The 22,127-nt window shown below is 66.5% G+C and carries 27 protein-coding genes; 22 read left to right on the forward strand and 5 right to left on the reverse strand.

The window, feature by feature from the left end; genetic code table 11:
- Positions 1-180 precede the first annotated feature (180 nt).
- Positions 181-459, reverse strand: coding sequence for a YdaS family helix-turn-helix protein (locus Q0579_RS18280; RefSeq protein WP_366522276.1), 279 nt, complete (start codon positions 457-459; stop codon positions 181-183).
- 84 nt (positions 460-543) lie between these two features.
- On the opposite strand from Q0579_RS18280, the gene Q0579_RS18285 reads away from it, so the two are divergent.
- The 18 genes from Q0579_RS18285 (at position 544) to Q0579_RS07315 (ending at position 14,805) form a co-directional block, all read left to right on the forward strand.
- Positions 544-1,026 (forward strand): helix-turn-helix transcriptional regulator, encoded by a 483-nt coding sequence (locus tag Q0579_RS18285; RefSeq protein ID WP_366522277.1) that lies wholly within the window; start codon positions 544-546, stop codon positions 1,024-1,026.
- Positions 1,027-1,182: 156 nt separating this feature from the next.
- On the forward strand, positions 1,183-1,671 hold the full coding sequence (locus tag Q0579_RS07235; RefSeq protein ID WP_298810615.1) for a hypothetical protein: 489 nt from the start codon (positions 1,183-1,185) through the stop codon (positions 1,669-1,671).
- Positions 1,668-2,129 (forward strand): hypothetical protein, encoded by a 462-nt coding sequence (locus tag Q0579_RS07240; protein ID WP_298810617.1) that lies wholly within the window; start codon positions 1,668-1,670, stop codon positions 2,127-2,129. Before Q0579_RS07235 ends, Q0579_RS07240 begins: the two co-directional genes overlap by 4 nt.
- A gap of 185 nt (positions 2,130-2,314) precedes the next feature.
- Positions 2,315-3,583: a hypothetical protein gene (locus Q0579_RS07245; protein ID WP_298810620.1), complete on the forward strand. Its 1,269-nt coding sequence runs from the start codon at positions 2,315-2,317 to the stop codon at positions 3,581-3,583.
- A 106-nt stretch (positions 3,584-3,689) separates the two neighbouring features.
- Positions 3,690-4,541, forward strand: a complete 852-nt coding sequence (locus tag Q0579_RS07250; RefSeq protein ID WP_298810622.1) for a hypothetical protein — start codon at positions 3,690-3,692, stop codon at positions 4,539-4,541.
- 18 nt (positions 4,542-4,559) lie between these two features.
- Positions 4,560-4,991 (forward strand): hypothetical protein, encoded by a 432-nt coding sequence (locus Q0579_RS07255; protein ID WP_298810625.1) that lies wholly within the window; start codon positions 4,560-4,562, stop codon positions 4,989-4,991.
- A complete protein-coding gene (locus Q0579_RS07260) occupies positions 4,988-5,581 on the forward strand; it encodes a hypothetical protein (RefSeq protein WP_298810627.1) in 594 nt (197 codons plus the stop codon). Before Q0579_RS07255 ends, Q0579_RS07260 begins: the two co-directional genes overlap by 4 nt.
- Positions 5,582-5,585: 4 nt before the next feature.
- Positions 5,586-6,002: a hypothetical protein gene (locus Q0579_RS07265; RefSeq protein WP_298810631.1), complete on the forward strand. Its 417-nt coding sequence runs from the start codon at positions 5,586-5,588 to the stop codon at positions 6,000-6,002.
- On the forward strand, positions 5,984-8,080 hold the full coding sequence (locus Q0579_RS07270) for a hypothetical protein (RefSeq protein ID WP_298810634.1): 2,097 nt from the start codon (positions 5,984-5,986) through the stop codon (positions 8,078-8,080). The genes Q0579_RS07265 and Q0579_RS07270 overlap by 19 nt, the downstream gene beginning before the upstream one ends.
- A complete protein-coding gene (locus tag Q0579_RS07275) occupies positions 8,077-8,541 on the forward strand; it encodes a hypothetical protein (RefSeq protein WP_298810637.1) in 465 nt (154 codons plus the stop codon). Before Q0579_RS07270 ends, Q0579_RS07275 begins: the two co-directional genes overlap by 4 nt.
- A gap of 26 nt (positions 8,542-8,567) precedes the next feature.
- A complete protein-coding gene (locus tag Q0579_RS07280; RefSeq protein ID WP_298810639.1) occupies positions 8,568-9,389 on the forward strand; it encodes a hypothetical protein in 822 nt (273 codons plus the stop codon).
- A gap of 12 nt (positions 9,390-9,401) precedes the next feature.
- A complete protein-coding gene (locus Q0579_RS07285) occupies positions 9,402-11,285 on the forward strand; it encodes a hypothetical protein (RefSeq protein ID WP_298810643.1) in 1,884 nt (627 codons plus the stop codon).
- Positions 11,285-12,043 (forward strand): hypothetical protein, encoded by a 759-nt coding sequence (locus Q0579_RS07290; protein WP_298810645.1) that lies wholly within the window; start codon positions 11,285-11,287, stop codon positions 12,041-12,043. The genes Q0579_RS07285 and Q0579_RS07290 overlap by 1 nt, the downstream gene beginning before the upstream one ends.
- Positions 12,040-12,462: a hypothetical protein gene (locus Q0579_RS07295; protein ID WP_298810648.1), complete on the forward strand. Its 423-nt coding sequence runs from the start codon at positions 12,040-12,042 to the stop codon at positions 12,460-12,462. The genes Q0579_RS07290 and Q0579_RS07295 overlap by 4 nt, the downstream gene beginning before the upstream one ends.
- 64 nt (positions 12,463-12,526) lie before the next feature.
- Positions 12,527-12,766, forward strand: coding sequence for a hypothetical protein (locus Q0579_RS07300; protein ID WP_298810650.1), 240 nt, complete (start codon positions 12,527-12,529; stop codon positions 12,764-12,766).
- A complete protein-coding gene (locus tag Q0579_RS07305) occupies positions 12,756-13,346 on the forward strand; it encodes an N-acetylmuramidase (RefSeq protein ID WP_298810652.1) in 591 nt (196 codons plus the stop codon). The genes Q0579_RS07300 and Q0579_RS07305 overlap by 11 nt, the downstream gene beginning before the upstream one ends.
- Positions 13,346-13,660 carry a hypothetical protein gene (locus Q0579_RS07310; protein ID WP_298810654.1) on the forward strand — a complete coding sequence of 105 codons (315 nt, stop codon included), beginning with the start codon at positions 13,346-13,348 and terminating at the stop codon, positions 13,658-13,660. Before Q0579_RS07305 ends, Q0579_RS07310 begins: the two co-directional genes overlap by 1 nt.
- A 350-nt stretch (positions 13,661-14,010) precedes the next feature.
- Positions 14,011-14,805 (forward strand): DNA adenine methylase, encoded by a 795-nt coding sequence (locus tag Q0579_RS07315; protein ID WP_298810655.1) that lies wholly within the window; start codon positions 14,011-14,013, stop codon positions 14,803-14,805.
- A 90-nt stretch (positions 14,806-14,895) separates the two neighbouring features.
- Here Q0579_RS07315 and Q0579_RS07320 read toward each other — a convergent pair whose 3' ends face one another.
- The gene (locus Q0579_RS07320; protein ID WP_298810657.1) at positions 14,896-15,444 is read right to left on the reverse strand and encodes a hypothetical protein; all 549 of its coding nucleotides are present in this window, start codon (positions 15,442-15,444) and stop codon (positions 14,896-14,898) included.
- 12 nt (positions 15,445-15,456) lie between these two features.
- Between Q0579_RS07320 and Q0579_RS07325 the strand changes: the two genes are divergently transcribed.
- On the forward strand, positions 15,457-16,722 hold the full coding sequence (locus Q0579_RS07325) for an integrase arm-type DNA-binding domain-containing protein (RefSeq protein ID WP_298810660.1): 1,266 nt from the start codon (positions 15,457-15,459) through the stop codon (positions 16,720-16,722).
- Between the two features lie 317 nt (positions 16,723-17,039).
- Here the strand turns inward: Q0579_RS07325 and Q0579_RS07330 are convergent, their stop codons facing one another.
- The gene (locus Q0579_RS07330) at positions 17,040-17,807 is read right to left on the reverse strand and encodes a hypothetical protein (RefSeq protein WP_298810662.1); all 768 of its coding nucleotides are present in this window, start codon (positions 17,805-17,807) and stop codon (positions 17,040-17,042) included.
- Positions 17,808-18,077: 270 nt separating this feature from the next.
- Here Q0579_RS07330 and Q0579_RS07335 point away from each other — a divergent pair, with 270 nt between their 5' ends.
- A complete protein-coding gene (locus Q0579_RS07335; RefSeq protein ID WP_298810665.1) occupies positions 18,078-18,482 on the forward strand; it encodes an HIRAN domain-containing protein in 405 nt (134 codons plus the stop codon).
- 105 nt (positions 18,483-18,587) lie between these two features.
- On the opposite strand, the gene rimO is transcribed toward Q0579_RS07335, so the two are convergent.
- Positions 18,588-19,919, reverse strand: coding sequence for a 30S ribosomal protein S12 methylthiotransferase RimO (rimO, locus tag Q0579_RS07340; RefSeq protein ID WP_298810667.1), 1,332 nt, complete (start codon positions 19,917-19,919; stop codon positions 18,588-18,590).
- A gap of 50 nt (positions 19,920-19,969) precedes the next feature.
- Here rimO and Q0579_RS07345 point away from each other — a divergent pair, with 50 nt between their 5' ends.
- Positions 19,970-20,500 carry a DOMON-like domain-containing protein gene (locus Q0579_RS07345; protein ID WP_298810670.1) on the forward strand — a complete coding sequence of 177 codons (531 nt, stop codon included), beginning with the start codon at positions 19,970-19,972 and terminating at the stop codon, positions 20,498-20,500.
- The gene (locus Q0579_RS07350; protein ID WP_298810672.1) at positions 20,497-21,693 is read left to right on the forward strand and encodes a DUF1343 domain-containing protein; all 1,197 of its coding nucleotides are present in this window, start codon (positions 20,497-20,499) and stop codon (positions 21,691-21,693) included. Before Q0579_RS07345 ends, Q0579_RS07350 begins: the two co-directional genes overlap by 4 nt.
- A gap of 10 nt (positions 21,694-21,703) precedes the next feature.
- Here the strand turns inward: Q0579_RS07350 and Q0579_RS07355 are convergent, their stop codons facing one another.
- A complete protein-coding gene (locus Q0579_RS07355) occupies positions 21,704-22,126 on the reverse strand; it encodes a DUF4112 domain-containing protein (protein ID WP_298810674.1) in 423 nt (140 codons plus the stop codon).
- Between the last annotated feature and the right edge of the window lies 1 nt (position 22,127).

The following is a 22,127-nucleotide window of genomic DNA, read 5'->3' on the forward strand; positions in this document are numbered from 1 at the left end:
TGACACTACTCGCGGCGGCTGGCACCACGTTCCGACCGGTCTGCGAGCGGCCGAAAGGGAAGATCGATGCTTCGAGGGCCGGGCGTGAAGTTACACGACCCACACGGCGGCGCGACGCGGCCCGGCCCCCTGCATTCGCGCACCTGGGAGGGCGGACGCGAAACTGTTTCATGCCGCGCGTCATCGCGCGGGCTCCAAGTCGCCGAGCGAGCCAGCGCGCGGCGGCGATTGTTCGTCGCGTGCGAAGAGGTGCGCGAGATCAGGGCGAAGATCGAAGCGGGTGACACCTGTCGCATTCTCAACGGTCTCGAGAAACTCGGCTGGCAGCAGATCGCCACGCGTAAGCCAGCCGTTGATCACCGACTGACGCTTGTTGATTAGGCGCCCGAATGCCGACTGCGATCCAGCTGCGCGGACCGCGCGGGCAAGGGCCGTGTCTGACTCGTGTTCCAACGCCATGATGATAGAACTAACAGCATGCCGTTAGCTGTCAACGGCATGCGCGCGTTTATTTCTAACGGCACGTTGATAGCGTCTTCGTGCATGACGATCGGTGAACGCATCGAAGAGAGGCGGAAAGCGCTCGGTATTCCGAGCCAGTCCGAGCTCGCCCGTCGTGCAGACGTCGGACAATCCACGCTTAGCGGACTAATTCGAAAGCCTTATCGGTCGTCTCCGTATCTCCCGCAAATAGCGCGAGCGCTTCAGACCACCGTAGATTATCTGGCCGGACAGACAGATGATCCTGAACGCGCTTATGCCGATGAGCCTTCCGTTTCGTCAGCTGTATTCCTAGCGGTCACCTTGCCCTCCGAAGATGCGCTGGCCGAAGGTTTCGAGGCGCTACTTCTCGCGTCGGAGGACATGCAAAGGGCCGAACTCGCTCGTGAGCTTGCAAAGCGACTCCCGCTGCTACTTCGAGTCGCCGCAAACGCCACTGCCTCTCCACCGTCGGAGCTTCGAGCTGCTGCTGTCGAAGCAGAAGAACCTCGCGCTGCCGTTCAACGTAAACGCCAGCGAGCATAGCGCAGGTGATGGGGCAATCCTTACAACTGCGCTCGCAACCGGGCGAACGACAGATCAATCGATCAGTCACGCGTTCACACTCCCGTTCCCTTTATGTTCTAGGTTGCGGCAGTGAGTCTACCTGTAATTTCTTACGCGTCTCCGGGGGGATGAATGATGCGAAAAGTACAGCGTTGGTTGCTGGCGATCGGCATGGTGATGACAGGATCGGCTGCGTTGGCGCAAACGCCGACAGTGACCGTCTGGTTTTCGGGAGCAGCAGCTGAAGTCTCCGATAAGCTCGCGCTGACCTGCGCCGATCGCGAGGCAACGGTGATAGAGCAGGACGATCGTCACGTGCTCTGCAGCCGGCCGATGACCGGCGTGGCGGCCGCCTACGCGTTCGGCGTCGGGCGTGGGTCGTCCAGTCCGGATCTGTTCATTCGTTTCACCCTGCTGCGTGACGGCAAGGCAATCCGGGTTCAGGCTTCGCAGTGGGTCGAGAACCAATCGGCTCTTGGACAGACGCGCAGAACAGACCTGAACGGCAAGAAGCAGACGCAGTCGCTCGAGGACGTGCTGATCGCTGCTGGTGGCCATAATTACCCGCCTGATACCGAGCCCGTGACGCCAGCAGCTCCGGCGGACGCGGTAGGTGCGCCATGAAGGTTCTAGGTGGTGTCGTTGCCGGCGTTGGTGTGGTCGGTAGCCTGCTCTCGTTAGGTATGCCGACGTCGATCTCGACGACCGTTCCCAGCTCACTCGGCTACGGCCTGACGGACACGTCGGAGGTCCTCAACATCGGCTTGCTGCAGAAGCAGGCCTTCGCGTTCCACGCGGGCCTGGCGCTTGTAATAGCAGGGGTCGTGCTGTTCGCAGCAGGTGCGATCCTGGAGCGGCTCACTGGATCCCCGCACTCTGTCGAAGGAGTGGCCGGCGCGGTCAGCACAAGCGAGCCTGTAATGACTGCCCCAACGGGTACCCGGCCGCTGACGCCCGTCGAGTACGAGACGATCTCCGACGAGCAAAAGGCGAAGAACGCGCGGGCTGATCGTGCCGCGTACATCGCGGCCGCGATCGTCGCGATCGGCATCTTCATCATATGGCTGGCATCGACGGTCTGATCGCGGTTGGGGCATGCAGGTAAGCGGGTATCGCGTGGGTACCGCGCCCAATCAGCAGGCCGAAAAGCACGCTTTCCCGCGCTTTTTACGACAGCGCGGCGGATGGGTTCTCCGCCGTACATTGGTAGCCAAGGCGATCATCACCCGCCACACTGGGTGTCATGCTGAAGGGAAGAGGGGTCGACATGCGGGTTTTTGATGTCTTCACGCCTACCGGCGTTCCGACGTACACCTATGTCGATCGTAGCGCGCACAATTTAGAAGAGCAGCTTCGGAACGCCATTCGGACGCCTGGCATGATCGCCGCGCTCTCGGGGCCGTCCAAATCAGGTAAGACGGTTCTGATCCGGAAAGTGATCGATGCCGATAACCTAATAACTGTGTCAGGCGCTGCGATCACGGATCCAACGCACCTGTGGGAGCGAGTGCTTAACTGGATGGAAGCGCCCAGTTCGACTACTCACACGATCGGCAACACCTTTAGCGGCGAGCTTACCGGAAAGGCCCAGGCTGCGGCTGGCATTGTGATCGCCAAAGCTCAGGTCGAAGCCGAGGGAAAGGCTGGTTACGAGCATGAGCGGGCAAAAGAGCGTGTCTTCGAGCGAGCTGGTATCGACCAAGTCGTTCGTGAGATCGGGGGCAGCGATTTCGTCGTGTTTGTCGACGATTACCACTACATGCCAAAGGACGTTCAAGTAGCCGTTGGTCGCCAAATCAAAGAAGCGGCGGAGCGTGGAATAAACATCTGCACGGCCAGTGTACCCCATCGTAAGGATGATGTGGTCCGGGGAAACGCTGAGCTCCGTGGTAGAGTTCAAGGCATAGACTTTGAATATTGGAGCACAGCCGACATCCGCGAAATCGCCGAGCAAGGGTTCGACATTCTCGGGGTTCGCTTGCCGGAATTTGCGCTCGACCGCATGGCCGACGAGGCTTTCGGCTCGCCTCAGCTGATGCAGCAAATATGCCTGCAAGCCTGTATGCGCCTAGGGATCGACGGGCAGTCCGAACCAACCCGCGACGTTCCTGTAAGTGAGGGCGATCTCACCAAGGTTTTCGAGCAGGCCTCTACTACCACCGACTTTTCTTCACTTCTCGAGGGGCTGCACGAAGGTCCGAAACAGCGCGGCAGCACGCGCAATCAGTTCGCCTTCACGGACGGGACACAAGGAGATGTCTATCGGTGCATCTTGTTGGCGCTACGTCAAAGCCCGCCTCGGCTGAGCTTCCCGTATGCTGAGATTTATGATCGAACGCGGGCAGTTTGCGTCAAAGAAGCACCTCCAGGGTCAAGCATTGCCTCAGCGTTGGATCAGATGCCGGAAATCGCATCTGACCTCGAACCGAACGCCCCGATCATTGAGTGGGGTGACGATGTTCTAGACATCGTCGATCCGTACTTCCTCTACTATCTCCGCTGCTCGCCGCGCCTCATGTCCTTAGCGAAGTCGTGAGGTGTAGCTTCGTATAGCAGTCTTTCGTGTCGCGGACGCGCTAGCGACTCTTTCCTACAAGGGTCATTCACCCTATGTTCCTCCGACGGGGGAATGGTTGTTGGACATGGGCGTACCGGTCGACCCGGTGGCAGAAAGCGCGGTGCCTTCAGGCACGACAAAAGGCGTCGGTGAGCCAGCGCCCGCGGTGCCGTTGACCCGAAAGGTGCAGGCTTACAACTGGATCCGCGCTTACATCGAAACCACCGGGCACAGCCCATCGATGGGTGACGTTGCGCTCGCGCTCGGCGTCAGCCTTTCACGCGCGAAAGCGCTGGTTCACCAGCTAACGCGCGAGAAGAAGATTGAACGCGCGCCTGGTGCGCAGCGTGGCATCAGCATTCCCGGCCTGTTCAAGGAGCTGGTGCTGAAGGAGCTGCGCCAGCAAGGCTACGTCGTCGACCGCGACATAACTGCGCGCCCGTACCCACAAGAGCATCTGCAGCTCGTTGCCTTGCTGGAGCATATCCGACTTCTGGGCCGACACGATCGCCCGGCTGGGGAACACACGATGACCGCACCGCTCGATCTGCTGACCGGCGCACAGGACGCGATCATCAAGGTTATTCGCGACCAGCTGCCCGAAGCCGCTCGCGGCATGGTGCGGCACAGCCTCGACGAGGATTTCGAGCCACCCTTTCACCTGGTCGGCGACATCAGCCTGGAGGAAGCGGGCAGCAAGCACGAGCAGCTCGACGAGGGCGATGCGGAGATCCACACGATCTATCGCGGATCCGATCGGCGCGAGCTGCTCGCGCTGATGTACCAGCTGCGCCTCGCCACGCACGATGCCGTGATCCCGCTCGGCGAGGCGCAATACCGCATTCGCTGGCGCGGCGCGATCGTCAGCGCCGCGGCGCGCGACGGCGTCACCTACGCCGGCCTCACTCAACTCGACCTCATCGCAGAGCCGGCCTGAGCCGGAAAAGGAGAAACCATGACCACGCTTCTCGGCAACGACTATCTCGCCTGGTTCACCAGCGGCGCGGCTGGCCCGCTCGCGGTGCTGAAGGGCCAGGGCAGCTACGCGGAAACGCGCTCGCAGCCCGAGATCGACACCTCATCGAAGGACACGACCGGCTACGCGCTGAAGACGCGCGGCTGGTACCCGGGCGCGCAGATGCTCGACGGCATGTTTCTGACCGTCGGCGATCGCCTGCTCGTCGTTGCCGGCAACACCGCGATCGCCGGCGCGGACGGAAGGCTGACGATCGCGGTCGAGCCGCTGATCCCGGGCAAGCTCGTCGACGGCGCGCCGGTCGAGGCAAACCTGCCCTACGCCGTGCTGCAGATGGCCGACACCAAGGCCGGCTACACGGTCGGCGTCGGGCAAATGTACAGCGTCGCCTTCCAGGCCGAGGAAGCGTGAGCGTTCCCTTAGCACCCGACAGCGCAGGCGCGATCGCGCTGGCGGCGCGGCTCCGCCACCCGGTGACGTTCTGCTTCCTCGACATTCGCGACGAGCCGGTGCGCGTCACCAACGCGCCCTACGCCTTCACCTTCGCGAACACCGGCGACGTCGACCTGGACGGATTTACCTTCGAGGAAGTGGATCCCCGCGTCGTGTCGGTCGGCACCGTGAAGGCGCGCGACGGCGGCAGCGACACGCTCGCGCTCGAGCTGTCAGGCCTGCCCGGCGTAGACGCCGAGCTGATCGAGCAGATCGGAACGCGCGCCAATTGGCAGGGGCGCGACGCGCGTCTGTGGAAGGCGATGCTCGATCCGGAGGATCCGACGCGCATCCTCAGCCTGTGGAGCTACTACACCGGCTACATGGCGGTACCACGGATCGGTGGCGATCGCTCGAGCCAGACGATCACGCTCGAGGTCGAGACCTATCTCGCCTTCTTCGGGCAGGCGTCGAACCGCACGTACCTCGACCAGTCGAGCTTCGATCCAGGGGACCGCTCGGCCGAGCTGTCGATCGCGATCGCCAACGGCGCCAGCAAGCGGACCTGACCACATGCATCGTCTGCCCGACTGGGAGGCGCGGCTCGCCGCGTATCTCGAGCCCTTGCGGCTGCGCGCGTTCGCCTGGGGCGAGCACGACTGCTGCCTTTTCACCGCTGGCGCCGTGCTGGCGATGACCGGCGTCGACCCCATGCCCGAGTTCCGCGGCCGCTACACGACGCCGATCGGCGCCGGCCGCGCGCTGCGCCGCTACGGTGCCGGCACGCTCGACGCGACACTCGACACGAAATTCGCGCCGATCGCGCCGGCGCTGGCGCAGCGCGGTGACATCGTCATGACGGACGGGCTGCTCGGCATCGCCTGGGGTCCGTTCCTGTTCGGCGTCGGCAGCGAGGGCGAGCGCGAGGGCCTGGTGCGCGTCGATCGCGCGAGCTGGGTCGATCCGCTCGCATGGCGGGTGCCATACTGATGGCAAAGGTGCTCAAGACCGCCGCGCTGATCGCGGGCGGCGCGGCGCTGATCGCCACCGGCGTCGGTGCGGTAGCCTTCGGCAGCATCGCCGCGATCTCGGTCGCCGGTGTCAGCACCGGCACGCTGCTGCTCGCCTCGTCGGCGCTGAGCGCGGCCGCGTCTTTTCTCACGAAGGCGCCGTCGGTGCCGTCGTCGCAGCAGGATCGGCTCAGCGCGACGATCGACCCGCGCACGTTCCGCAAGGAGGTTCTCGGGTCGACCGCAATGGCGACCGACGTGCGCTACGAGGAATGGCACGGATCAAAGCAGGACTATTGTTCGTGGATCATCGTCGCGGCGAGCCATGCCTGCACGTCCATCGACCAGATCTGGTTGAACGACGAGCTGGCCTGGAGCGCGGCAGGCGGCGTCACGTCCAAGTTCGCCGGCTATTTCTCGGTGCCGCATCTCACGCTCGAAGCGGGCGCGGGCGACGGCTACACCTTCGGCAGTGGCAAGTGGAACGGCGCGCACCGGCTGACCGGCTGCTGCTGGCTACACCTGCAATTCAAGGTGACCGGCAACGGCAAGAAGGCCGAGAGTCCCTTCAGTGGCGGCCCGGTCAGCCGCATCACGATCGTCGGCAAGGGCGCCAAGCTCTACGATCCGCGCCGCGATTCGACGGTGCCGGGCGGGTCAGGCCCGATGCGCTGGAATGATCAGAGCACCTGGGCGTGGTCGGTCGACGGTGTCGAGATCGGCGAGAACCTGCCGCTGCAGATCCTGCGGCGCCTGATCGGGTGGCGGATCCGCAACCCGGTCACCGGCGAGCTGAAACTCGCGACCGGCAGCGGTATTCCCGCCAAGCGGATCGACATGCCGTCCTTCATCGTCGCGGCCAATCTCGCCGACGAGCAGGTCATCCGCTCGGCCGGCGGTACCGAGGCGCGCTATCACGGCGCCGGCGTCGTGTCGGAAGGCGACGACACCAAGTCGACGTTCGACACGCTCTGCGCGGGCTGCTGCGGCCGATTCCGCGACACCGGCGGCAAACTCGCGCTCGCGATCGCGCACAACGATCTGGCGGAGGCGGCACTCGACGACGGACTGACCGACGCGGACGTGATCGGCGCTTTCACGTTCGACTGCGATCCGGCGATGGAAGCGACGCCGAACATCGTGCGTGGCCGCTACGTCGACCCGAGCGACGCGTCGCTCTATCAACTGATCGACTATCCCGAGGTGAAGGTCACCAGCGTCGACGGTATCGACCGCGTCTTCCCGCTCGATCTCGGCGTCGTCGAGAGCCCGAGCCAGGCGCAGCGGATTGCCAAGCAGGTGCTTCAGCGCAAGCAGCTCGCGCGCACGTTCAAGGCACCCTTCGACGAGCGGGCCTGGCGCTGGCCGGTTGGCAAGGTCGTGCCGTTCACGTTCGCGCCGCTCGGCTTCGACCGGCAGCTGTTCCGCGTCGTGTCGCAGGACATCTGCGACGAGGGCCCAACGCGAGGCGCGTGCATGATGGAGCTCGCCTGGGAAGCGCAGGCGATCTACGCCTGGGACGGCAGCGATCGAGCGCCTGTCCAAGCAGTCGGAGCGATAAGCTACGATCCGACCAAGTCAGCGTTTGCACAGGCGCTGGAGGGCGGCGCCCATCAGATGGTAGCGCAGACGGTCGACTACCCGGCGACTACGACCGCGACCACGATCACGATCGTGCCCTTCAGCGCCACGCTCGACGATCAGCGCATCATCGACCTTCCGGCGGGACAGATCACCGGCCTCGACGACGCCTCGAAATACCGTCTGTTCTACGCGCTCGAGGATGTGCAGCCCACATTCACCGACGCGAGTGGTCAGGCGTTCACCGGTGCCGACGGTCAGGCCTTCGCCGGCATTATCCCCGCCGGCAGCTATTATGCGGCGCCATCCGACTCGCTGATCGAGCCGGCGAACCCGGCATTTGTCATCATCAACCTGGTCACGACCGCAAACGCGGACGGCACAACCTACCCGCCAGCGGTGCCACCCCCAGGCGGTTATGGCGGCAGCGGCTATGGTGGCGGTGGCCGGTACCAGCAGCAGGTGGCGCAGGTATGACGCAGAGCGTGCCGTTCGTGCGCCGGCTCTGGGCGCTGATCAAAATGGACGCGAACGGAGTGGCGCAGCTGTGCCTCTCCGCGGCCGAGCCGAGCAGCGACGACGTCGACGCGGCCGAGGGCGTGCTGCTGCTGACCGGCATGCTGAAGGGAGACGGCATGCACCTGGTGCTGCCGATCCTCGGCGCCGTGCCGGTGATGCCGCGCTACGACCTGTTCGCCGGCGTGTCTGGTGCGGACGGTGTCGCGAAGGTCACCTTCGATCCCCCGTTCGCAGCGGCGCCAAAGGCTCTCGCCGTGGCAGTACCGAGCGCGCTGGCTGGTCCGCTCAAGGCCGAGATCATCAAGGACACTCTGACAGCGGCCGGCTGCCGCGTCCAGGTGACGACCTCGGCACTGGTGACCGGTACGGTGACAGCGCTCGCAGGCGCGACCGTGACCGTCAGCGCCGTCGGCTTCTGACCCTCTACCTTTCGGAGAACATCATCATGACGAGGATCCTCGCCGCGCTCGCCGCGGTGCTGCTGACGTGCGCGCCCGCGGCTGCGCAGCTCGACACCCGCACGATCCCGCAGGCTCAACCGCTTACCGGCACCGAGCGAATGCCCGCGGTTCAGGGCAGCGGGTGCACCGCGAAGACGACGCCGTGCGCGAGCGTGGCGGTGACGCCGGCGCTCATCTCGACGTTCCTGACGCCGGTGTTTCAGCCGCTCGACACCGATCTGACCGCAATCGCAGCGTTGACGACCACCTCGACCGGTCGCGACCTGCTGACCTCGGCGAGCGCAGCCGCGATCCGCAACAAGGCGGGGGCAGCCGCCTCGGGCGCAAACAGCGACATCACGGCGCTTTCGGGTCTCACCACCGCGCTCTCGGTCGCGCAGGGCGGCACCGGTCGCACGAGCGCCATACCGGTACTCAGCGCCTCGCGGTCGGGCTCGAGCAGCTTTCAGACGATCTCGAACGGCTTCACGACCGTGCAGGTCAACGCCGCGACGATCGACACCGCGGCGTGCTTCTCCACCACCTCCTACATCTGCACGCTGCCCGAGACCGGGCTGTACCAGCTGTCGGCGAAGCTTCGCATCTGCGACGCGGCCACCGCCGGGATCAGCTACGGCATCGGGATCGGCACCACGAACGCCGACAGTGCCGCCTTCTTCTGGGGCGTGACCGCGGGCAGCCGCATGGGGCTGGCGAACGCGCGCGTGTACGCGGGTACCGCCGGAGATCAGGTGCGTCTGTTTGCCTACGCCGATCAGGCGCTGCCGGTCTGCGCGGCCGAGCTCAACATCTACCGCATTCGCTGAGAGGCTCCCCGCATGGCTGACACTGCCGCCCGCCTGGCGCTCTACGCCCGGCGCTACGAAGTCGCGCGCTTCACCATCGCCGTTCGCGGCATCGACCTGAGAGGCGTCGCGATGGCGATGCAGGTGCGGCTGCAGCGCGGCACACCGGGTGCACCGCTGATCGCGCTCGGCACCGTGACGACCACCGCGGCCGAGGGGCTGAAGCTCGACAGCGTGACGATCGTCGACGGCTTGCCGGTGTCGATCATCAAGGGGCGCATCAATCAATCGACAATGAGCGACGGCTCGAAGGTGCCGTACGCGGGCGAGATGGGCGACGACACGGTGCTCGCCTACGCGATGCAGTGGACGCTTGCCGGCGACGTGCGGACGCGGATCGAGGGTGACCTGATCGTTCGCGACAGCGCGTTCGGCTCGGACAATGCGCCGGCCAATCGCCCAGCCGGGTACGGCAGCCAGTCAATAGCGAGCAGCGGCACCGGTACGCTGACCTTCGGCGACCAGGTCGTGCAGGTCTCGATCGCCGACGCCGAGCTCTTCGGCCCGCTGGTCGAGAAGACCGAAGCGGCAGCCGACAAGGCGACAGCCGCGGCCGTGATCGTCGGCGATGTGGTGGTGCGCCTGATCGTGCCGGGCGTGTCGGGTGGCTTCATCGACGCAGCCGGCCGCATCGGTGGCGCGGTCGACGATGACGGCCGCTTCATCTCGGACATGCCGGAGCCGCCGGTGCAGCCCGCTCGCCCGCTGCCGCCTGTCGCCGCGGGCGTGTCGACGCTGGCGATGGTGCCGGTGCTCGGCCAGTCGAACAGCTTCCAGTGGGCGACTGCATCGCTTGACCAGTCGCCACTCGATCCCGGCCGTGCGCTCGGCTTCGGCGCTGGCTACCCGCACCTGGGGGTCACTTACCCGCCGATGGCGTACCTCGCCGACAGCGACCTCGGGCAGATGACGGACCTGCGCGGCGCGCCGTTCGAGCGCGGGGGGATCGGGATGCGCCTCGCGCACCGCATGCTGGTCGATGGCCTCGCCGTGCTGGTGACTGGTCACGGTGTCGGTGGTCAGCCCTATTCCGCGCTGAAGAAGGGCACAATTCCCTTCGCCAACGCGACCCGCGCGATGATGGCGGCTCGCGATCAGGCTTTCGACGCAGGGCTCGGCTTCACCATTCCGCTGGCTGTGTGGGTACAGGGCGAGGATAACTTCGGCGACAGCAAGGCCGCGTACCTCGCGCATCTGGTCGAGCTACAGGCCGACATCGAACGTCAGGCGCGCGCGGTCACCGGCTCCACCGACATCGTGCCGCTCTACATGGCGCAGCCGTCGAGCTGGACCGGCTACGGCGCCAAGGCGGCTACCTCGGGGATGCCGCTCGCTGTGGTGCAGGCGGCGATCAACGCGCCAGACCGGTTCGTTCCGACGACGCCATTCTACCCGTTCAAGCATGTCGACGAGGCCCACCTCGACGCGGAGGGCAACTGCAGTCTCGACGACCTGATCGGCTGGTGCGCGGCGCACGGATCGGGCGGACTCTATGCCGTGTCCGCGGCGCGCGCGGGCACGACGGTGACGGTGACCTGTCACCGCCCAGTCGGCTCGACGCTCGCGATCAAGACCGACCGCGTGTCCGATCCGGGCAGCTACGGGCTGGTCTATCGCGACGCGAATGGCGCCAAGGTCGCGATCAGCAATGTCGCGGTCGCCGGCGACAAGATCACGCTGACGCTCGCCAGCGCGGTCGCGGGCACGCTCAGCTTCGCGGCCGAAGGCACACCCGGTCAGCCCGCAGGGCCGACGACCGGCCCGCGCTGCTGCATCTGCGCGGTGACCGGCGACACGCTGCCCGGTGGTGCGCCGCTCAATTTCTACATGCTCACTTGCTCGGTGGAGGTAGCCTGATGGCCGTAGGTACATTCGTGCGCGTCGCTGGCGGCAGCTTCACGAAGGACTCCGACTCGTCCGACGCGGCGAGCGCGGCAGCGACTGGTGCGCTGGAGCTTGGCGCGGTCGCATCGCTTAATCCGTTCTACGCCGTCGACGGCACGGTGCTGGACGGCATCGATGCGTCGCGATCGTGGTCGCTCGTCGGCAGCGAGGCGAACGCGCCTGCCACCTCGGCGATCAATCAGAGCCCGGCGCAGCAGTATGTGCACGGGCAGACCCGGCGCTGGCGATCAAGCTTCACGCGCCCCGCTGGGTCATGCTCGATCGTGCTGACCTATGCCGTGTCGTCCCAAGAGGTCGCGGCTTTCCCGGCGCTGCTGTTCGGCTGCGGTGCTGACGGCAACACGAACGCGGTGCTTAACGCGCGGCACCAGGATGGCGGGCTGCGTTTCTTCGCCGACAATCAGGACGCGCATGGTCGCATCGACACCGGGCTGGGCGCCGGCGGTCGCTCGATCTGCTTCAGCTTCGACGCGATCACCAACACTGGTGCGGTGCTACTGGCAAGCGGGGACCCGATGACCGCGCCGTTCTCCGCGCCGCCATCCGCGCAGCCGTGGAGTGTCGGCGGCTGGTCGGACGGCTTCGGCTTCGCGGGCAAGCTCGGCAACAGCGTGCTGATCTTCGACCGCGCGCTCCACACCGACGTGAACAGGCCCGCTGCGCAGCGGCTGCTTGCGGCCCTGAACGCTGCGCATGGGCTGGCGTCGTGATCCGCCGCCGATCGCTCGAAGTCGAAGATATCGCTGCGATCGTCGCCGCGACGAGAGCGCCGCCCGCACCAGTGCCCGTGCAGCTGCCGCCCGATGATCGCGGCCTCGCCAAGCATGCCTCGACCGTGATCGTCGCGATTATCCTCGCGCTCTGCTTGTGGGTCGGAAACAGTGTGTCGTCGCTTGGCACGACCGTGACGCGCATGTCGGCCAACGTCGACGCTTTGCAGAAAGGCATTGCCGATCTGCAGGCGAGCCAGGGCTCCGCGTCGGTCCAGCTATCCGACACCAAGGCGACCAACGCCAAGCAGGACGCTCGCGCCGACGCGATGGAAGCGGACATGAGCCGCGTGAAGGAGCGTGTCCGCATCCTGGAAGGGCAGCGACCGCTCCGCCCCGAGCTCGAGCGCGTCCCGTAGCAGCGCGCCAGCGCCACTGATCGCCGGCGGCCGATCGCCGCCACCATCACCGGAGAACATCCCCATGCTGATCCCCAACTGGAGGCGCGCCTGGCGCCTCTGGTCCGTTCGCGTGTCCGCGATCGCGGCCGCCATCTTCGCCATGCTGCTCGCCGCACCCGACCAGCTGCTCGCCATCTGGTCGGCGTTGCCGCCAGAGGTGCAGGCGCTGGTACCGGGCGCGCCGAAGCTCGGCCTCATCCTGTCGACCGCGGCGATCGTCGCGCGTCTCGTCGCGCAGAAGGGGGCGAGCGATGGCGAGTAAGGCGAAGCGCGGCGTCGGCGCCGTGATCGCCGCCATCATCGCCACCACGATCGCGCTTGAGGGCGGGTACGTGAAGGACAAGCGCGATCCCGGCGGCGAGACCAACATGGGGATCACCGCGGCCGTCGCGCGCCAGAACGGCTACGTCGGGCCTATGCGAACGCTGCCGCGCGAGGTCGCGGAGAGCATCTACTTCGACCGCTACCTGGTTGCGCCCGGCTACGCGCCGCTCGTGCCGATCGACGCCGCCGTGACCGAGGAGTTGTTCGACACAACGGTGAACATGGGGCCCGCGCGCCCCGGCCGCTTCTTCCAGCTGTCGATCAATCAGCTGTGTGGCGCGCGCCTCGCCGTCGACGGCCGCGTCGGCCCGGCGACGATCGCGGCCTACACCAGCTGCCAGCAGCGCCTGGGCGCAGCGACGCTGTGTGTGTCGATGCTCGACAGCCTTGATGCCAAGCAGCGCGCCGAATACGATCGGCTTGTGCGGGTGAACGCGCAGCTCGGCGCGTTCCACCGTGGCTGGATCGCGCACCGCATCGGCAACGTCGACCGCGCCAAGTGCCGGGTCGCGCGCTGATGCGCCGCAGCCTCGCGCGCTTGCTCGGCGCCGGTGCGGCGATGGCCAGCCTGGGCGCGTGCGCGACAATTACCGCCCCAGGCATGACGCCGCTCGACCACGCCGGCGCCGCCTACTCGCACCTGCAAGCCGCCGCCGATCGCGCGCTGCCGCTGCTGCCGGCCGACAAGGCGCGGCGCGTGCGCGTGATCCTCGCGCTGATCGGCGCGGGGCTCGACGTGGCTCGCGCCGCCTCGGGCCCGGTCGACCGCACCGCGGCGATCGCCAGTGTCGAGGCGCAGCTGGTCGCGCTGCACACCGCGCTGCGCGACTGATCTCGACGCGCGCGGGCGCGCCTGCCATATCGGTCTAGCCCTCCCGAGCTTAGCCGCAGAGGCGGGTCCGCGCGCGCGGTAGTCAGGTCAACCGGTTCGCCGGGTGGCCTGCGGAATGAAAGACCTTCGGGGAATACGCGGGGCGCAGTCGCCTGACTCTGCGCGGCTAACCACCCGGTACCAGGTGGTGACGCTCAGGACGCCTCCCTCGCGTTTCCCCGAAGCCACCACCATCCAGCGCTGAGGCGCGGATCCACCACAACCATCATTCCGGGCACGTCGATCGACACGATCGGCGGCAATCTCAGCGCGCGTAGCCGACGTGCTTCTCACCGAAGAGCTGAGCCACCATGCATCCCGTCATCGCTGCCAACCCGCCCGCCGCCTACCTGGGCGGCAAGCGCAACCTCGCCAAGCGCCTGTGCGCGCTGATCGAGACGATCCCGCATCGCGTCTACATTGAGCCGTTCGTCGGCATGGGCGGCGTGTTCCTGCGCCGCGGCCGCGCGCCGGCGGCCGAGATCATCAACGACCTGTCGGGCGACGTCGCCAACCTGTTCCGCGTCGTGCGTCGGCACTACGAGCCGTTCGTCGACGAATTCTCCTACCTGCTCGCCAGCCGGGACGAGTTCGAGCGCCAGAAGCGTGTCGACGCGACCACGCTGACCGACATCGAGCGCGCCGTGCGCTTCCTCTACCTGCAACGCCTGGCGTTCGGTGGTCGCGTAACCGGCCGGGCATTCGGCGTCCGCAAGGAACAGTCATCACGCATCAACGCGGCGACGATCCGGGCCGAGCTGAAGAAGCTGTCGCAGCGCCTGCAGGCGGTGACGATCGAGCAGCTGCCGTACCAGGACGTGATCCGGCGCTACGACAGCGCCGGCGCACTGTTCTACCTGGACCCGCCCTATGACGAGACCGAGGGCTACGGCACCGGGTTCGGCCGAGCCGACTTCGTCGCGATGGCCGAGCAGCTCGCCGGCATCGCCGGCACGTTCGTGTTGTCGATCAACGACACGCCCTTCATTCGCGAGACGTTCGCCGCCTTCGAGATCCAGGAAGTCGAGACGACCTGGACGGTGTCGACCAGGACGCGCGATCGCGCCACGAAGGTGACCGAGCTGATCATCCGCAATCGCGCGTGATCGAGCACCTGCAGGGTCGGGTATCGCACCCGACTTTGCGGGTACTTTTCAGGATCGCGCAGAGGGGCGCGGCGGATGGTCTGTCCGCCGTTAGCCGCGAAGGTGCCACTTAGGTGGAGCAGCTAGAGGCGGCAGCACTCGGATCCGCGCAGCTTCGCGCAATCGGGTAAGAACCCCGTTAATCGCTGCGAGGCATTGCTGGTGAGCGATCAGACCGTCTTGTAATTCGTCGCCGGTGAGAAGCTCGAAGGTTCTACCGTAATGGTTCTGGTAGCCGACCACGACGTGCAAGCATGCGTTGATCGCCTTCTGCTCATCATCTTCAAATATAAGCTCGGCTTCACGAAGGGCGTCGAGCACGGCGCTTAGTGCATCAGCGCCTTTCAGCGACGGGCCAAGCTGATTGCGCACGGTCCTGATGTGCTCGATTACAGCTAACCTCCTGTCGAGCAACGCCAGCCGCATTTTCTGATCTTCAAGATTGGCGGTCCGAATGACGGCCCCGCTAGTCCAAGCGTTATGACGTTGGTTCGCGACGAATACTGCGACGGCGACCGACAACGGCCCCAGCTTACCAATGGTGTCGATAAGCCACTGAACGGCGCCGCCTATCCACTGCCCGAATTCACCTATCATCATGTGTGAGGTTCTATGCTGACGAACGCCGCGGTGAAAGCCGCGCGGCCGCGCGCGGCCGGCTACAAGCTCGCCGACGCCGGCGGCCTCCACCTCTACGTCGCGCCGAACGGCCGTCGCTCGTTCCGTTTTCGATTTCGCTGGGAGGGCAAGGAGCAGCTGTTAACGTTCGGCCAGTGGCCGGAGATCTCACTCGATGTCGCGCGCCAGCGCGCCGGCCAAGCGCGAGCGCAGCTCGCCCGCGGCGAGGATCCTCGCGAGTGCGACGTCGACGAAGCGGCGAAAGTTCGTGCTTTCGAGTATGTATCCCGCGACTGGTTCGAGCAGCGCCGCGCGCGCTGGTCGGCGACGCATGCGGTTGACGTGATGGCGAGCCTCGAGCGCGACATTTTCCCGGTGATCGGCGCCATGCCGATCGAGGCGATCACGACGCCGGTCGTGCTGAGCGCGCTGCGCACGCTCGAGCAGCGCGGCCGCCTTGAGACCGCGCGACGCGTTCGGCAGCGGATTTCCGGTGTGTTCAAGCACGCGATTGCGCAGGGCTGGGCTGAGCGCGATCCAGCGGCCGTCATCACCGATGCGCTGCTGCCCCCGCCGCCGGCGCGGCCGCAGCCGGCGCTGACCGAGCTCGATGACGTGCGCGCCCTGTGTGCGGCGGTCGACCAGCTGGACGCGTCGCCGGCGACTAAAGGCGCGGCCGCGTTCCTGATGCTGACCGCGGTTCGGTTGGCGGCGGTTCGCGGGGCGCGTTGGCGCGAGATCGAGGATCTCGACGGGTCAGCGCCACTTTGGCGCGTGCCGGCCCAGCGCATGAAGCTGAAGGTCGCCGAGAAGGCCGAGGCGCGGAACGATCACCTGGTGCCGCTCAGCGCGTCCGCGGTGGCGGTGCTGCGCGCAGCGAATATGCATCGTGGCGATGCAAATATGCGTGACCGCGGCGACGAGCTGATCTTCGGCGACGTTGCCGAGGGCGCGATCGGCGCGCTGTACAAACGCGCCGGCTTTGGCGGCCGCCACGTTCCGCACGGCTGTCGTGCCAGCTTCTCGACGATCCTGAACGAGCGGATGCCGGCCGAGCGTGCCGCGATCGACCGCGCGCTCGGACACGCCCACGCCGGCGACAAGGCCGAGGTCGGCACGATCAACCGCAAGGTCGAGGGCGCGTACAACCGCGCGGCCTACCTGGGCCCGCGTCGTCGCCTGTTCGATGCCTGGGCGGCGCTGCTCGCCGGCGCGCCGATCGCGGCCGACGGCGGCGAGGGCTCGGCCGAGGCCGCCTGACCCCCGGGGGGGTCGAAAGTGGGGCGGCCTGGGTGCCGGACACCGCGCAGTGGGTCCATGCGCAACGCGACGTGTTTCGCAGTAAAAAGTTCGGCTTGGTCGAGCTGCTCAGATCGCGCGTTGCCCGGCTTCATTGCACGCTACGCGCGCGACGGTTCGGCACGGTTCCTGCTCCACCCCCTCGCCGAGCATCGGGGCGGCGTAAGCCGCCACGCTCAACAGCCGGGTCTTGGCGGTCGAGTGGGGAGGCGGGTGATGGTGCCGGGTTGGGGGTGATCAAATCTGCGCATGGCCTCGTCCAAACAAGGCCATTCCTTTTATCCTTCAACCCCTGAGCGGTGATACTGACCGCATGGTGTACTCGCGTTCTGGCCTTCAGAGCGGAAGGCGATCGTCGCTTCCATCCGGGCGAGGGCGGCTCGCATCTCGGGGCAGGATGGCTCGGCAGGAACCGGTGGTGCACCGCTGAGCGTGTTCTGCCGCGCCAGGCGTTTGCGTGCCAACAGGTCGCGGAACCGCCGTAGCAGCCGGGCAGGGAAGGCTTCGGGGGTGAAGGCGTAGCTGTTCGACACCTGCTCGCGCTGCGGGCCGAAGAGGCCGTCCTTTCCGGTGCGCTGCGTGCGCCGCACCCAGTCGAGTACCTTGATCCGCTTGAGCGTGTTCAGCGCCCGCACCACCGTCGTGCGGCTGACGTCGGCGGCCTTCGCGATCGTGTCGAGCGCGGGCTCTATGCAGCCGGTGCGGAAGTCTATGCCGACTCCGCCACGACGGCCAAGCAGGGCCTCGAGCACGCGCATGCCATGCAGACCTAGCGGGCGGGCACCGCCTTTGCGCCGCTCGGCGTCGTCCCACTCCGACACCACCTTCAGCAAGCAGTCGATCCAGCCTAGCGCGCCGGCGGTCGTACCGTCGCCGATCGGGCGCGAGATCCGCGCGCGCCGATCGTCGACGTCGTAGCTGCCTCGACGCACCTTGCGATCGGCGCCGCGTTCACCGCGGCCGCTCAGCTGGGCGGCAAACCCCTTCATGATCTGACGTGTCTGGCGTGCGGTAACTGCAGCTGCTGGCTGCTGAATAGTCGACATCGTTCCGGCCCCGGTGCGGAAGTTCGATGGGCGCACGAAAGCGTCGGCCGAATCGGGGTCGGCCGGCGCAAGTCGTGAAGGTGGCGTGATCAGAAGCGAGCGCGTCGGGGCGGGTCGCGGGCTCGCGCTGCAGGGCTAAGGCTGGGAGAGGGGCCGCAATGCGCGGCCCTCCGGATCAAACTTTTATGGTCTTCACCGAACGCTCAAAGTGGTAGCAGTCCTCCGCTACCAACTGGAGCGTCTGCGTATGCCCCCGATCGCCGTTCGCCCATGAAGGAGCTGACGCTGGCGATCGTCGGGATCGACTTTCCCAACAACGATCGCACGCGCTCGAACCGGCGGTCCGAGCTGATGCTGTTGTCACCCGGCGCGGCGATGACGCTGGTGCCCGAGCCGCGCAATCCGGTCGACCCGCATGCGGTGGCGGTATTCAGCCCGAGCGGCTTGCAGGTCGGCTATCTGAGTGCCGAGCGTGCCCCGTGGATCGGCGCGCGGATCAGGGCGGGTGACGAGGTGGCCGCCATCTATCAGGGCCTGGTGGGCAGCGTCGGATATGCGCGCGTGCGGATCGGGGGCGGTGCCCCGACGCTGCCGGTTGTGCGCGAGCAGGACGAGCAAGACGAGAGCGAGCCGGACTTCTGGCCCGATCCGGAGGGACCGGAGTTCGGGGCCTGATCCTGCCATCGTCTTCTCGGACATGACTCGGGTTCGCGCTTTTACCTTCGCGGCAGGAAGGTAGCTTGATCCCGGCTCAAGGCCGGTATGACGGGCGTATCCGACTTAGGCAGGCACGCCGTAGAGGTCGTGGTCGTCGGCGTCCTCGATCTGGACGGGCACGATGTCGCCGAGGGTCAGGTGACCGGCATCGCGCAACTGTACCTCACCGTCGATCTCGGGCGCGTCGGCGTAGGAGCGTCCGGTAGCACCACCGCTCTCCAGGTCGACCGCGTCGATGATGACGTCGAGCGTGCGGCCGATCTTGCGCTGGAGCTTGGCCGCCGAAATTGCCGCGGTCTTCTCCATCACGCGGGCGTAGCGCTCCTCCTTGACCTCCTCGGGCACGTGATCGGGCAGGAGGTTGGCGCTCGCGCCTTCGACAGGTTCGAAGCGGAACGCGCCGACGCGGTCGAGCTGCGCTTCATCCAGCCAGTCGAGCAGATATTCGAAATCGGCGTCGGTCTCGCCGGGGAAGCCGACGACGAAGGTCGAGCGGATCGCGATATCGGGGCAGATGTCGCGCCACGCGCGGATGCGGTCGAGCACCTTGGCGTCGTTTGCGGGCCGCTTCATCCGGCGCAGCACCGACGGTGCGGCGTGCTGGAACGGAATGTCTAAGTAGGGGAGCACCAGTCCCTCCGCCATCAGCGGAATGACCTGATCGACGTGCGGGTAGGGATAGACGTAGTGCAGCCGGACCCAGGGCGCGATCTGGCCGAGTTCGCGCGCGAGATCGGTCATGTGCGGCACGACTTCGCGGCCCTTCCACGTGCGCGGTTCGCGGCGGATGTCTATACCGTAGGCACTAGTGTCCTGGCTAATGACGAGCAGTTCGCGCGTGCCCGCGGCGACCAGCTTCTCCGCCTCGCGCAGGATCGCGTCGGGGCGGCGGCTGACGAGATCGCCGCGCAAGGACGGGATGATGCAGAAGGAGCAGCGGTGATTGCAGCCTTCCGAGATCTTCAAATAGCTGTAGTGGCGCGGGGTGAGCTTCAACCCGGCGTCGGGGATCAGATCGACGTAGGGGCTGATCGCGGCGGGCGCGGCGGCGTGGACTGCCTCCACCACCTGCTCATATTCGTGCGCGCCGGTGATCGCTAGGACACTGGGGAAGCGGGTGCGGATCGCCTCGGCTTCCTTGCCCATGCAGCCGGTGACGATGACGCGACCATTCTCCGCGATCGCCTCGCCGATCGCCTCCAGGCTCTCCTCCTTGGCAGAATCGAGGAAGCCGCAGGTGTTGACCAGCACGACGTCGGCGCCGGAGTAATCGGCGCTCATCTGATAACCGTCGGCGCGAAGCTGGGTCAGGATACGCTCGCTGTCGACCAAGTTCTTGGGACAGCCGAGCGACACCATGCCCACGCGGGGCGGGGAGGGAAGTTGCGTTGCCATGAGAGTGCGCGGACATAGCGATTTGCGCAGGCTTTTCCTAGAGTGCGGGAATGACGCGCTATTCGCTGACGCCGCACCCCGATCATCCTCTGCTTGGCGTCAGCGGCGTGACGGTCGATGTGCGTGTGATCGACGGCGGCGGCGTACTGCTGACCTACGCGGTGGATGGCGGGAAGGCGGTGATGTGGCCCGAACGGACCAGCGCGGTGCGTAGCGACGGATTGTGGCGGACGACCTGTTTCGAGCTGTTCCTGATGTTCGACGACGAGGAGCATTACGTCGAATTCAACTTCTCGCCCTCGGGCGCTTGGGCGGCGTATGCGTTCGATGGCTACCGCGACGGTATGGCGGACCTGCCGCGCGACGTGATCCCGCACGTCGAGCGGACGGTGGACGGCGTTGCGGTCGACTGCGATCTGGGTGGTCTGCCGCACGGCGAGCTGTTGATGTCGTTGACCGCTGTGATCGAGGAGCAGGGAGCGCGGCGCTCGTTCTGGGCGCTCCAGCACCCGCCAGGCGCACCCGACTTCCATCATCGCGATTGCTTTGCCGCGCGGCTGGCGGCACCAGCGCATCCATGAACTTCGGGATCGACCGCCTGCTCGCCGACGCGAGCCTTCGCCGCGAACTGGAGGGCAAGCGCGTTGCGCTGCTCGCGCATCCGGCGTCGGTGACCGCCGATCTGACGCACTCGCTCGACGCGTTGATGGCGGCAGGCGTGAACGTGTCGGCGGTGTTCGGGCCGCAGCACGGCGTGCGCGGCGATCTGCAGGACAATATGATGGAGTCGCCCGACTTTACCGACCCGACCTATGGCATGCCGGTGTTCAGCCTGTACGGCGAGGTGCGGCGACCGACGCGTGAGTCGATGGACACGTTCGACGTCATGCTGGTCGACCTGCAGGACGTGGGATGCCGCATCTATACGTTCGTGACGACGTTGCTCTACGTGCTGGAGGCGGCAGCGGCGCACGGCAAATCGGTGTGGGTGCTCGACCGGCCCAACCCGGCGGGGCGGCCGATCGAGGGCCTGACGCTGCGCAGCGGCTGGGAGAGTTTCGTCGGGGCAGGGCCGATGCCGATGCGGCACGGCATGACGCTGGGCGAACTCGGGCATTGGTTCGTCGCGCACTACCGATTGGACGTCGATTACCGGGTCATCGCGATGGAAGGGTGGATGCCCGAGGCGGCGCCGGGATACGGCTGGCCCGAGACGCGGGTGTGGATCAATCCCAGCCCCAATGCGGCGAACGTCAACATGGCGCGCGCTTATGCCGGGACGGTGATGCTGGAAGGTACCACGCTGTCGGAAGGGCGCGGAACGACGCGGCCGCTCGAATTGTTCGGCGCCCCCGACATGGACGCGCGCGCGATGATCGCGAAGATGCGCGCGCTCGCGCCCGAGTGGATGAGGGAATGCGCGCTGCGTGACATCTGGTTCCAGCCGACGTTCCACAAACATGCCGGTCAGCTATGCGCAGGGCTATTCATCCACGCCGAAGGGGCGGCATACGACCACGCGGCGTTCCGACCGTGGCGATTGCAGGCACTCGCGTTCAAGGCGCTGCGTGCGCTGCAGCCTGATTACGCGCTGTGGCGCGATTTCCCGTACGAATATGAGTTCGACAAGCTGGCGATCGACGTCATCAACGGTGGGCCGGCGTTACGCGAATGGGTCGACGACGCAGGTGCGGAGCCCGGCGATCTCGACGCGCTGACGCTGCCCGACGAGCGCGCCTGGGCCGAGACGCGCGCGCCGTTCCTGCTCTACTAACCCCCGACGGTTACCCCTCAACCGTCACGGTGGCGGGGTGATGCTTGTCGAGGTGGCGCAGGATGCGCTTCAGGTTCTTGGTATTCGAGCGATAGTAGATGTCGGCGGCGTCACCGACGAAGGGGATCAATCCCAGCAGCGCGTCGAAGCCCACGCGACCGGTCATGCGCAGCAGCGATGCCTTGCTCATGCCGAGATTGCGCGCTTCCCACACCAGCCAGCCGCCCAACGCGGCGGCGATGGCGTCACCCGCTACCGGAACGAGCCCGAGTATGACGTCGAGCCCGACGCGGCGGTTGATGCCCGGGATGACGAACAGCCCTTCGAGCAACTGTTCCATCGCGACCAGCCGGCGCCGGACCGAGGCAGGGTCGCGGCCGAGGGGCAGGTTGGCCGCGGCGAGGCCGGGCGGCATGGAAACGGGGCGTGGCATG

It is taken from the genome of uncultured Sphingomonas sp. (assembly GCF_936927845.1).
In the GTDB taxonomy this organism is placed as follows: Bacteria; Pseudomonadota; Alphaproteobacteria; order Sphingomonadales; family Sphingomonadaceae; genus Sphingomonas.

What these genes read in the sequence shown, in the direction of transcription:
- Q0579_RS07355 (WP_298810674.1), bottom strand. Translation starts at nt 22,126, where the DNA reads ATGCCACGCCCCGTTTCCATGCCGCCCGGCCTCGCCGCGGCCAACCTG.
- Q0579_RS07285 (WP_298810643.1), top strand. Translation starts at nt 9,402, where the DNA reads ATGGCTGACACTGCCGCCCGCCTGGCGCTCTACGCCCGGCGCTACGAA.
- Q0579_RS07270 (WP_298810634.1), top strand. Translation starts at nt 5,984, where the DNA reads ATGGCGGGTGCCATACTGATGGCAAAGGTGCTCAAGACCGCCGCGCTG.
- Q0579_RS07320 (WP_298810657.1), bottom strand. Translation starts at nt 15,444, where the DNA reads ATGATGATAGGTGAATTCGGGCAGTGGATAGGCGGCGCCGTTCAGTGG.
- Q0579_RS07310 (WP_298810654.1), top strand. Translation starts at nt 13,346, where the DNA reads ATGCGCCGCAGCCTCGCGCGCTTGCTCGGCGCCGGTGCGGCGATGGCC.
- Q0579_RS18280 (WP_366522276.1), bottom strand. Translation starts at nt 459, where the DNA reads ATGGCGTTGGAACACGAGTCAGACACGGCCCTTGCCCGCGCGGTCCGC.
- Q0579_RS18285 (WP_366522277.1), top strand. Translation starts at nt 544, where the DNA reads ATGACGATCGGTGAACGCATCGAAGAGAGGCGGAAAGCGCTCGGTATT.
- Q0579_RS07350 (WP_298810672.1), top strand. Translation starts at nt 20,497, where the DNA reads ATGAACTTCGGGATCGACCGCCTGCTCGCCGACGCGAGCCTTCGCCGC.
- Q0579_RS07345 (WP_298810670.1), top strand. Translation starts at nt 19,970, where the DNA reads ATGACGCGCTATTCGCTGACGCCGCACCCCGATCATCCTCTGCTTGGC.
- Q0579_RS07330 (WP_298810662.1), bottom strand. Translation starts at nt 17,807, where the DNA reads ATGTCGACTATTCAGCAGCCAGCAGCTGCAGTTACCGCACGCCAGACA.
- rimO (WP_298810667.1), bottom strand. Translation starts at nt 19,919, where the DNA reads ATGGCAACGCAACTTCCCTCCCCGCCCCGCGTGGGCATGGTGTCGCTC.
- Q0579_RS07305 (WP_298810652.1), top strand. Translation starts at nt 12,756, where the DNA reads ATGGCGAGTAAGGCGAAGCGCGGCGTCGGCGCCGTGATCGCCGCCATC.
- Q0579_RS07275 (WP_298810637.1), top strand. Translation starts at nt 8,077, where the DNA reads ATGACGCAGAGCGTGCCGTTCGTGCGCCGGCTCTGGGCGCTGATCAAA.
- Q0579_RS07265 (WP_298810631.1), top strand. Translation starts at nt 5,586, where the DNA reads ATGCATCGTCTGCCCGACTGGGAGGCGCGGCTCGCCGCGTATCTCGAG.
- Q0579_RS07255 (WP_298810625.1), top strand. Translation starts at nt 4,560, where the DNA reads ATGACCACGCTTCTCGGCAACGACTATCTCGCCTGGTTCACCAGCGGC.
- Q0579_RS07325 (WP_298810660.1), top strand. Translation starts at nt 15,457, where the DNA reads ATGCTGACGAACGCCGCGGTGAAAGCCGCGCGGCCGCGCGCGGCCGGC.
- Q0579_RS07290 (WP_298810645.1), top strand. Translation starts at nt 11,285, where the DNA reads ATGGCCGTAGGTACATTCGTGCGCGTCGCTGGCGGCAGCTTCACGAAG.
- Q0579_RS07240 (WP_298810617.1), top strand. Translation starts at nt 1,668, where the DNA reads ATGAAGGTTCTAGGTGGTGTCGTTGCCGGCGTTGGTGTGGTCGGTAGC.
- Q0579_RS07315 (WP_298810655.1), top strand. Translation starts at nt 14,011, where the DNA reads ATGCATCCCGTCATCGCTGCCAACCCGCCCGCCGCCTACCTGGGCGGC.
- Q0579_RS07245 (WP_298810620.1), top strand. Translation starts at nt 2,315, where the DNA reads ATGCGGGTTTTTGATGTCTTCACGCCTACCGGCGTTCCGACGTACACC.
- Q0579_RS07300 (WP_298810650.1), top strand. Translation starts at nt 12,527, where the DNA reads ATGCTGATCCCCAACTGGAGGCGCGCCTGGCGCCTCTGGTCCGTTCGC.
- Q0579_RS07335 (WP_298810665.1), top strand. Translation starts at nt 18,078, where the DNA reads ATGAAGGAGCTGACGCTGGCGATCGTCGGGATCGACTTTCCCAACAAC.
- Q0579_RS07250 (WP_298810622.1), top strand. Translation starts at nt 3,690, where the DNA reads ATGGGCGTACCGGTCGACCCGGTGGCAGAAAGCGCGGTGCCTTCAGGC.
- Q0579_RS07280 (WP_298810639.1), top strand. Translation starts at nt 8,568, where the DNA reads ATGACGAGGATCCTCGCCGCGCTCGCCGCGGTGCTGCTGACGTGCGCG.
- Q0579_RS07235 (WP_298810615.1), top strand. Translation starts at nt 1,183, where the DNA reads ATGCGAAAAGTACAGCGTTGGTTGCTGGCGATCGGCATGGTGATGACA.